The 1,739-nt window shown below is 67.4% G+C and carries 2 protein-coding genes; both read left to right on the top strand.

Going from position 1 to position 1,739, the window contains the following annotated elements:
* Positions 1-233 precede the first annotated feature (233 nt).
* A complete protein-coding gene (locus tag BN2503_RS18925) occupies positions 234-686 on the top strand; it encodes a nuclear transport factor 2 family protein (protein ID WP_054258129.1) in 453 nt (150 codons plus the stop codon).
* A gap of 42 nt (positions 687-728) precedes the next feature.
* Complete coding sequence (locus tag BN2503_RS18930; protein WP_054258130.1) at positions 729-1,484, top strand: MipA/OmpV family protein; 756 nt, start codon at positions 729-731, stop codon at positions 1,482-1,484.
* The last annotated feature ends 255 nt before the right edge of the window (positions 1,485-1,739 follow it).

Below are 1,739 nucleotides of genomic sequence, written 5' to 3' on the forward strand. Positions count from 1 at the left end.
AGCAGCTGCGCGCGCGCCAGGCCCAAATGCATACTGCCTCCCAAGCTCTTGCCATTGAGCGGCAAGCGAGCGCTCAACCTTCCTTGGCCGAACGTGTTTCGAGGCCCAAAACTCGTGCCATACTTGGCCTCATGCGGTTGAATTTCCTATCCGTTCACCAACGTACTGCTGGGCCTGCGCCTGCTGCCCTACCGTGCGTACTTTGCGGCGGTGCGCCGCTTCACAGGCCTGTGATGACTTCTTCCAGCCCCACACCCACCTCGGAAGCCATCACCCGCGTGGTGGATTTCTTCGAGCACCTGCAGCCCGCCCACCTGGCGCACCTGGACCGCTACTACGCCAGCGATGCCCGCTTCAAGGACCCGTTCAACGAGGTGCAGGGCCTGGCCGCGATCGAGGGCATCTTCCGCCACATGTTTGCGGCGCTGGAGCACCCGCACTTCGTCATCACCGGCCGCGTGGAGCAGGGGCCGCAGTGCTTTCTGACCTGGGAGTTCCGCTTCGCCTTCCGGTCCTACGCCCAGGGCGTGGAACAAACCATCCGCGGCGCCACGCACCTGGTGCTCGACGACGCGCAACGCATCACGCTGCACCGCGACTACTGGGACGCGGCCGAGGAGCTGTACGAAAAGCTGCCGGGCCTGCGCGTGCTGATGCGCTGGCTGAAAAAGCGCGCCAGCCAGTGACGCGTCCCCTTTCGTTTCTTGTTCATCCAGGAGTGTGAAGCCATGTTCTTGCTGCCAACGCGTCTTTTTCTGTGCACCGCCGCGCTGCTGGGCGCCGGTGCCGCCCTGGCCCAGCCCGCCACCGAATCCGCCTGGGGCGTGGGGCTGGGCGTCAACCTCAAGCAAAAGGCCTATGCCGGCATGGGCACCCGCACCACGGTGATTCCCTTGCTGAGCTACGAAAACCGCTGGGTTCGGGTGGCCGGGCCGGTGCTGGACCTCAAGCTCCCAGCGCACGGCCCGCTGGTGATGGCATTGCGCGCACGCTACGCCTTTGAGGACGGCTATGAGCCCGACGATGCGCCCGTACTCAACGGTATGGCCGAGCGCAAGTCGGGGGTGTGGCTGGGCGCCCATGTGCTGTGGCGCGGCAGCCTGGCCGACCTGGGTGCCGAATGGCTGGCCGACGCCTCGGGCCACAGCAAGGGCCAGCGCTTGCGCCTGTCCGCGGAACGGACCTGGCGCATGGGTTCGGTGGGCATGACACCGCGCCTGGCCGTGCAGTGGAACGACCGCAAGACCATGGACTACTACTACGGTGTGCGCGCCAGCGAGGCCCTGCCCGGCAGGCCCGCCTACCGCGCGGGCGCGGCCACCCATGTCGAACTGGGGCTGCGCAGCACCTACACCTGGGCGCCGCAGCACAGCGTCTATCTGGACCTGAGCGCCACCCGGTTGGGCAGCGGCGCGCGCCACAGCCCGCTGGTGGACGGCAGCACCGAGTCGGCGCTGCGCCTGGGGTACCTGTACCGGTTCTGAAACCGGCGGGTCAGGCGGGCTTGGTGTCGGCAAAGCTGGCGCGCTGCGCGAGCTTGTCCATGAGCTTGGCCAGGTTGGGGTATTCGGCGCGCCAGCCGATGTCATGCTCAAGACCAAGACGGTGGGGGCCCGCGCCACGCCCGAAGGCATCGAGGTGACGTTTGCGCCGGCAGAGGAGGGTGGCACCGCCCCCGCACCGCAGGTGTACGACCTGGTGCTGCAAGCCGTGGGCCGCACGCCCAACGGCAAGAAGAT

Source organism: Paenacidovorax caeni (genome assembly GCF_001298675.1).
Lineage (GTDB): Bacteria > Pseudomonadota > Gammaproteobacteria > Burkholderiales > Burkholderiaceae_C > Paenacidovorax > Paenacidovorax caeni.

Bases quoted from the DNA above. Each gene is read 5' to 3' on its own strand.
- BN2503_RS18930 (WP_054258130.1), top strand. From the start codon at position 729: ATGTTCTTGCTGCCAACGCGTCTTTTTCTGTGCACCGCCGCGCTGCTG.
- BN2503_RS18925 (WP_054258129.1), top strand. From the start codon at position 234: ATGACTTCTTCCAGCCCCACACCCACCTCGGAAGCCATCACCCGCGTG.